Genomic DNA, 7,846 nt, shown 5'->3' with positions numbered 1-7,846 from the left:
GCCGTATTTTTCGCCGAACAGGGCCACAGCTCCCAGCTTTTTTGCCTCTTCCACAGGAAGCTCCTGCGTTCCAACATTCAGGCCCGCCAGAATTTCGTCATTCACCAGCCGCTGGATTTTAGACAGTTCCTCCGCCGTGATGGCGGAGAAGTGGGTAAAGTCGAACCGCAGCCGGTCCGGCTCCACCAGAGAACCGGCCTGATGCACATGGTCCCCCAGCACCTTTTTCAGTGCCGCATCCAGCAGATGCGTGGCGCTGTGGGCGCGGCGGACGGCCTGACGGCGCTCCACGTCGATGGAGGAGGTGACGGCGTCTCCCTTTTTCAGCTCGCCGGACTCCATCACGCCATGGTGCAGGAACTTCCCCGCCTTGTCCTTTTGGACGTTTTGGACGGCGAATACCGCCCCGTTCAGGGAAATGGTGCCGTGGTCTGTCACCTGTCCGCCCATCTCCGCGTAAAACGGCGTTTTGTCCAGCACAAGCACACCCTCGGCGCCCTTGACGATGGCGTCCCGCAGTTCATCCTCCGCCACGATGGCCAGCACCGTGCCGGAATCCGTGTTGTGGTCATAGCCGGTAAACAGTGTGGGCGTTGTGTCAAGGCCCAGATCAATGCCCGCCCATGCCACATCGCCCAGCGCCTCCCGGGCTTTTCTGGCCCGGACGCGCTGCTGCTCCATCAGCTCGCGGAATCCGGCCTCGTCCACCTGCATATCCTCTTCCTCCAGCATCTCCGCCGTCAGGTCCAGAGGGAAACCATAGGTGTCGTAAAGCTTGAAAGCGTCCGCGCCGGAGAACAGGGATTTGTTCTCTGCCTTGTGGGCCGCCAGCATTTCCGTGTAAATTTTCATGCCCGCATCCAGCGTCTTGAGGAAATTCTCTTCCTCCGTCCGCACCACCTTGGTGATATAAGCTTCCTTTTCCGCCACGTCGGGATAGGCGGCCTTGTTGACCTCGGCCACCGTGGCCACCACCTTGTACAGGAACGGCCCGTCCACTCCCAGCAGCTTTCCGTGACGCGCGGCGCGGCGCAGCAGGCGGCGCAGCACATAGCCCCGGCCCTCGTTGCTGGGCAGCACGCCGTCGCAGATCATCATGACGGAGGAACGGATATGGTCCGTGATAACCCGGAGGGACACGTCGGTCTTGTCGCTCTCTTCATAGTGGGCGCCGGTGATCTCGCTGACCTTATTCGTAATGTGCATCACGGTGTCCACATCAAAGAGGGACGCAACACCCTGACTGGCCACCGCCAGCCGCTCAAGACCCATGCCGGTGTCGATGTTCTTATTCGTCATCTCCTCGTAGTGGCCCTCGCCGTCATTGACAAACTGGGAGAAGACGTTGTTCCAGATTTCGATATACCGGTCGCAGTCGCAGCCCACGGTGCACTCCGGCCGACCGCAGCCGTATTTCTCGCCCCGGTCATAGTAAATCTCGGAGCAGGGACCGCAGGGGCCGGGGCCGTGCTCCCAGAAGTTGTCCGCCTTGCCGAAGCGGAAGATACGCTCAGCAGGGATATTCATGTCCTTGTTCCAAATTTCAAAAGCCTCTTCGTCCTCTTCGTAAATGGAGGGATACAGCCGATCCGCCTCCAGCCCCGCCACCTCGGTCAAAAACTCCCAGCTCATGGGAATGGCCTCCTTCTTGAAGTAATCACCGAAGGAGAAATTGCCCAGCATCTCGAAATAGGTGCCGTGGCGGGCGGTTTTGCCGATATTTTCAATGTCGCCCGTGCGGATGCACTTCTGGCAGGTGCAAACCCGGTTGCGGGGAGGCTCTTCCTCCCGGGTAAACCAGGTTTTCATGGGGGCCATGCCGCTGTTAATCAGCAAAAGGCTTGCGTCGTTGTGGGGAATCAGGGAAAAGCTGGGCAGGCGCAGATGGCCCTTGCTTTCAAAATAGCTCAGGAACATCTCCCGCAGCTCGTTCAGTCCATATACCGGATGTGCCATATATGTTTCCTCCGTATTTCTCAAAATTTTTCATCTTTGCGTTAAAAAAGAAAACGCCCCGCCCCGGCATAGGGGCGAAGCGAAGCTTCACGGTACCACCCTAATTATCCCCTTGCGGGGCTTCTTAGCCATCTTTGTATCGGGGATGAACCGCCCCGCTCATCGCGGGATGCTCAGAAGTGGCTGCTGCGCGGCCTTGGGTGGGGGACTTTCACCGTCTCCCCCTCGCTAAAACCTGTCCGCGTGGCTGGCTCCGTCATGGCATTTTCAGATTATGTTGCTATTTTAGCACACTTTTTTACATTGTCAATGGAATTTACGGCGATAAAACCGCCTTCGGGAGGAGTTTTCCAGTGCTCCCCGCCGGGGGCGGTTCTCTCGGGACCAGCCCGGACCTCACGCCATAAACGGCACCACCAGCGACGCCAAAAGCGAAAACACCAGCAGTCCCACAATCACAATCGCCGCAATGCGGGTTCCCTTGTTCATTTGTTTTTTTCCTCCTCCGTCAAAATTTTTCGGATGCTCTTTTCCGCCCGGCTCCGGGGAAGCATCAGCTCGTGCCCGCAGCCAAGGCATTTCAGCTTAATATCCATGCCCACCCTCAGAATTTCCCAGTGCTTGCTGCCGCAGGGATGCTGCTTTTTCAGTTCCACATGGTCATGAAGATGCAAGTCCATTCCATTCCTCCTGTCAATCCCCCGCCAAAAGGCGCATATAGTGATTCAGATGCTGAATTTGCGCCGCGCTGCGCGGCGGATGGAGAGAGTTGCCATGCCGGAAAATAAAATGTATCTGCCGGAGGGCCTGCGCCCCCGCGCCCCCCTTACCCCCGCCTTGCTGCGGGACGCTCAGGAGCACAGCACAATTTTGGAGGCCCCCGTGGTCCGGTGCGACGGGAACCGGACGCTTCACGTCTCCCTCGGCCCCATGGAGGGCCTGATTCCCCGGAGCGAGGCCGTTTCCCCATGGATCGGGGGCGCGGACCGGGACATCGCGCTTTTATCCCTTGTCGGGAAGCCCGTCTGCTTTGCGGTCAGCAGCCTTACTGCCGACGGAAAGGGCGCGCCCCGTGCCCTTCTGTCCCGCCGGGCCGTACAGGAACAGGCCATCTCGCATTTTATGGAGACGTTGGAGCCGGGCGGGATCCTCACCTGCCGTGTGACCCATATGGAGTCCTTCGGCGCGTTTTTGGACATCGGCTGCGGAGTGGTGGCCATGCTGCCCATCGAGCGCATCTCCGTTTCCCGCATTCCCCACCCTGCGGCCCGCTTTCGCACAGGCCAAAAAATTCTGGCGGCGGTGCTGTCCGTGGACCGGGAAAACCGCCGGTTCACCATGACCCACCGGGAGCTACTGGGCACATGGATGGAAAACGCCAGCTATTTTTCTCCCGGCGAAACCGTTCAGGGCATTGTCCGCTCCGTCCGGGACTACGGGGCCTTTGTGGAGCTGGCGCCCAATCTCTCGGGGCTTGCGGATTTAAAGGACGACGTGGCGGAGGGGGACCGGGTTTCCGTCTACATACGCTCCATCCGCCCGGAGCACATGAAAATCAAGCTGCAAATCATCCAGCGGCTCACGCCCTCCGTTTACCCCGTACCCCTGCGCTATCAGATCACCGACGGAACGCTGGATCACTGGGTTTACTCCCCGGCCTGCTATGAAAAGCCACCGGTGGCCACGGATTTCACCGCTCTGCGCCTTTGATTTCCTCCCAGTACCGCCGGGCGGCCTGCTCGGTCTTGTTTTCGCCGTATTCGTAATACCGTGCGTTTTTCAGTGCGTCGGGCAGGTATTGCTGCTCCACCCAATGCCCCGGATAGGCGTGGGGATACTTATAATTCTGGCGGCTGTCAAAGCCGGTGGTGTCCGCGTGAACGTTTTGAAGCCTGCGGGGAATATCTCCCGTCCGTCCCGCCTTCAAATCCCCTATGGCCGCCGACACGGCGTTCACCGCGGAGTTGGACTTGGGCGCGGTAGCCAGCAGAATGGCAGCCTCAGCCAAAGGAATCTGCGCCTCCGGCAGGCCCAACTGCACCGCCGCGTCCACACAGGCCTTTGTCACGGCTATCGCCATAGGATAGGCTAGGCCGATGTCCTCCGCCGCGATGACCAGCAGCCGCCGGCAGGGAGACAGCAGATCCCCCGCCTCCAGCAGCCGCCCCAGATAGTGCACCGCCGCGTCGGGGTCGCTGCCCCGAATGGACTTCTGAAGGGCAGATAAAATGTCGTAATGTGCGTCTCCCTCCCGGTCGTAGCGCATGGCGCTGCGCTGCGTGAGCTGCCGCGCATCCTCCCGTGTGAGCTTCAGCTCTCCGTTTTTGTCGGGCCGCGCAGAGCGGCAGAGAAGCTCCACGGCGTTAATGGCCTTGCGCACGTCTCCGCCGCAAGCGGTGGCAACGTCCAGCGGCAATCCCGCTTCCCAGACAAGAGGCAGTTCCTGCCGCCCCTTCTCTATTTCAAGCGCCCGCTCTACGGCGGGCAGCACCTCCTCCGGCGGCACGGACTTGAATTCAAATACCGTGCTGCGGGAGAGCAGCGCGCCGTACACGTAAAAATATGGGTTCTCCGTGGTGGAGGCAATCAGGGTGATCTGCCCGTTTTCCATAAACTCCAGCAGGCTCTGCTGCTGCTTCTTATTGAAATACTGTATCTCGTCCAGATACAGCAGAATACCGCCGGGAGCCAGCAGCGTCCCCACGTTTGCAATGACCTCCTTCACGTCCTGAAGGCTGGCGGTGGTGGCGTTGAGTCGATAGAGCGTTTTCTGGGTTTTCTCCGCGATAATGTTTGCCACAGTTGTCTTGCCGGTCCCGGAGGGCCCGTAAAACACCATGTTGGCGGAGGTCCCGCTTTCAATCAGGCGGCGAAGCACCGCACCAGGTCCCAAAAGGTGCTTTTGCCCCACCACCTCGTCTATGGTCCCGGGCCGTATTTCATCCGCCAATGGGCGCTGCTGCAAGGCGCTCCCTCCTTCCAAAGCCACCTTTCGGCGACACTGTCTTTTGCTTTCCCACCATACCACACGCCACGTGAAATTGCAAGATTTCCTAAAGATGGCACAAGCGCCAAATAACAAAAACCCGTTTCCAACCGGAAACGGGTTTTTGATATATTCCTGTGCCAAAGGCGAACTTGAAACGCTTCGCAGGAGAACCGGGCGCTTATACAGTCAGACCCGGAAGTCCGCACCCACGGTCATCCGTTTTCTTTGCGTCAATATTTTCCCGCGGGCAGATTGGCAGGCGCCGCCTTGCTCTCCATGTCCGCATCAGAGTTTGCCGCATCGGCAGCATCGGAGACCGCGGCTCCGTTCGTATCGGACAAGCCGCCTTCTTCAGACACATCGGGTGCTGAGGCGCTTTCCGCCGCGCGGGTGAAGTTGGCGCCCTCCTCTCTGAACCGGAAACGGCCCACCTCCTGACGCAGGGAGACTGCCTGCGCGGACATCTCCTCACTGGTGGCAGAGTTCTCCTCCGCTGTGGCGGCGTTGGTCTGCACCACGGCGGAAATCTGGTTCAGTCCGTCCCGAATCTGCTCGATGGAGTCAGTCTGCTGAATGGACGCCCCTTCAATCAGGACAAAGCTCTCAGCCACCTTTTTCGCGCTTACCTCGGTATTGCGCAACTCCTGCGCCGTCTTCTCAGTGATTTCCGTTCCCCGCGACACCGTGGACACCGCGGCGCCAATCAGTTCCGCCGTCCGGCGGGCGGCCTCGGCGGACTTCCCGGCAAGGTTGCGCACCTCGTCCGCCACCACCGCGAAGCCCTTGCCCGCATTGCCTGCCCGGGCGGCCTCAATGGCCGCATTCAGCGCCAGAATGTTGGTCTGGAAAGCGATGTCCTCAATGACCTTGGTAATACTCATAATCTGGTTGGAGGACGTGCTGATTTCCCCAATTGCGGTGGAGAGCTGGTGCATATATTCGTTGCTGCTGTTCACCCCGCCGACGGCCTGCTCAATATGTTGGGCGGCAGCCTTGATGGTAGTGAGGTTATTCTCAGCCTGTTCGGCAACCTGCGCAATGGAGGCGTTTAGCTCCTCCACGGTGGCAGCCTGTTCAGTGGAGCCGCTGGCCATCGCCTGCGCCCCGCCGGATACCTGCTCCGCCCCGACGGCCACCTGCTCCGCCGCCGTGTTGACGCTGCGCAGCACGTCGCTGAGCTTGTCCCGCATTTTCCGGGTGTTTTCAAGCAGGGCGTGGTAGTCTCCCAAGTAAATTTCTTCAGACGAGGAGTCAATTGAAAAATCACCGTTGGCAAACGCCTTCAGTCCCTGGGAAAGATCTTCTATAATGGCCTTCAGCGTCTCGGACATATTGGCGAAGCTTCGACCCAGCATTCCAGTCTCATCCTTGGAATTGACCGCCACGTCGATATTGAAGTCTCCCTTTGCAAGCCTGTCGGCAGCATCCACCACCTTATTCAGCGGCTTGCTGATGCCGCGGGCAATCAGCACCCCCAGCACAATGGCCACAGCCAGCGCGGCCAGCATCACGGCCAGCATGATCAAATTGGAGATTTTCGCAAGCTGGTCATTCTCTGCCGCCCTTTCCGCTGCCTGCGTGGAGTTGTAGTCATAGATTTTCACAAAAGAGTCCATCAGACTGCCGCTTACCGCGTTCGCTTCCACCAGCAGAACGCGCCGCACATGGTCATACTGTCCCACTTTCGCATAAGAAAGACCCTGCTGCATGTAGGTCTTAAAATCCACCCAGTTTGATTTCAGAGCAAAAAACAGCTCCTGATCGGCATCCTCGGTAATGCCCGCCTCATAATTGTTCATGTCCTCTTCAATGGTCGTGAGAAGCGCTTCGCATTCTTTCACGTAATTGTCTCGCAGGGAGTCAGCTCGCATCAGCAACATTTCGGCCACGTTGTACCGAATTCTCTGATAAGAAGTATTGGCATCCCCCGAATACAAAATGGCCATGGTGTTTTTTTCGTAGAGCAGCCTGCCCGATTTAGCCAACGCATTGATATTCATAAGTCCAACCATGCCAACAGCGCCTGCAATCAGCGCTATGACCAAGAATCCCGCCACCAGTTTCGTGGAAATTTTCAAGTTTGCAATCCGCCTCATAAATAATATCCCCTTCCATGCAGTTGAAATGCGCCTTTTTCTCTCTAAATTTGCGTGTCTATTTTTCTATATTTTATAATGCCGGAAAATGCGAAACCTTTTGCAGCCAGCCTCGTCCTACGACTGCCCTGTTTCCAATTTCCCTGCATACACGCCATATATTTTGAACACCTTAAAGACGTGGATTTTTTGTTAATAAACTTATAGGTTGTATTTGTCAGTATTCTTGCCATTGTTTTGATATGATTTTCGACAGAGGTGCAATGCATGAGGACAACACTAGAAATTCTTCGCGGACTGCGTGAAGAGAGAGATTTAAAGCAATCCGACATTGCCAGCTTAATCGGTACCACACAGCAGCAATATTCCAAATATAAGATGGGGGGAGCGATCTTCCAATCCGGGCGCTGATCATTTTGGCCAACTTCTACAACGTGTCGACAGATTATCTTTTGGGCAGAACCGACTGCAAAGACGGCCTTTCAGCCCTAAAGGAGCAGGTAATCGACGGCACCACGACGGGCGGATTCTCTCTTCTGTGCTGTCCCTGCGGGCAGGCGGGAGACGGGCGGTGCTGGAATACGTCTACTTGCAGCGTCTAAAGGAAAAATACGACGAAAGAAAATAGATTTGCTGTTTTCCGCCGACCCCTTAAATTAAAAACCACGCGGACCGCGTGGTTTTGCGGGCTCAAAAAACGGCATAGCGCCAAGCGGACGCTATGCCGTTTAAATCCAAAAGGTTTCTGCTCCTCAGCTTTCCGAAGGAGTGAGGAACATAAGTGCAGCATGAATTGTACCGGCGC

General features: G+C 57.4%; 6 protein-coding genes. 2 read left to right on the top strand and 4 right to left on the bottom strand.

Annotated features, from left to right (window positions below):
* Positions 1-1,956 (bottom strand): alanine--tRNA ligase (gene alaS, locus B2W96_RS06515; protein ID WP_293009477.1); only part of this gene is annotated, 1,956 nt, incomplete at its 3' end.
* A gap of 485 nt (positions 1,957-2,441) precedes the next feature.
* Complete coding sequence (locus B2W96_RS06510) at positions 2,442-2,636, bottom strand: DUF951 domain-containing protein (protein ID WP_293009476.1); 195 nt, start codon at positions 2,634-2,636, stop codon at positions 2,442-2,444.
* Between the two features lie 94 nt (positions 2,637-2,730).
* Here B2W96_RS06510 and B2W96_RS06505 point away from each other — a divergent pair, with 94 nt between their 5' ends.
* On the top strand, positions 2,731-3,666 hold the full coding sequence (locus B2W96_RS06505) for a S1 RNA-binding domain-containing protein (RefSeq protein ID WP_293009475.1): 936 nt from the start codon (positions 2,731-2,733) through the stop codon (positions 3,664-3,666).
* Here the strand turns inward: B2W96_RS06505 and B2W96_RS06500 are convergent.
* On the bottom strand, positions 3,647-4,921 hold the full coding sequence (locus B2W96_RS06500) for a replication-associated recombination protein A (RefSeq protein WP_293009474.1): 1,275 nt from the start codon (positions 4,919-4,921) through the stop codon (positions 3,647-3,649). The genes B2W96_RS06505 and B2W96_RS06500 overlap by 20 nt on opposite strands.
* 254 nt (positions 4,922-5,175) lie before the next feature.
* Positions 5,176-7,023, bottom strand: a complete 1,848-nt coding sequence (locus tag B2W96_RS06495) for a methyl-accepting chemotaxis protein (protein ID WP_293009473.1) — start codon at positions 7,021-7,023, stop codon at positions 5,176-5,178.
* Between the two features lie 285 nt (positions 7,024-7,308).
* On the opposite strand from B2W96_RS06495, the gene B2W96_RS06490 reads away from it, so the two are divergent.
* The gene (locus tag B2W96_RS06490) at positions 7,309-7,452 is read left to right on the top strand and encodes a helix-turn-helix domain-containing protein (protein WP_293009472.1); all 144 of its coding nucleotides are present in this window, start codon (positions 7,309-7,311) and stop codon (positions 7,450-7,452) included.
* The last annotated feature ends 394 nt before the right edge of the window (positions 7,453-7,846 follow it).

It is taken from the genome of Oscillibacter sp. UBA6647 (genome assembly GCA_002455655.1).
Classification (GTDB): Bacteria; Bacillota; Clostridia; order Oscillospirales; family Oscillospiraceae; genus Oscillibacter.
This window is presented reverse-complemented; position numbering and strand designations above follow the sequence as displayed.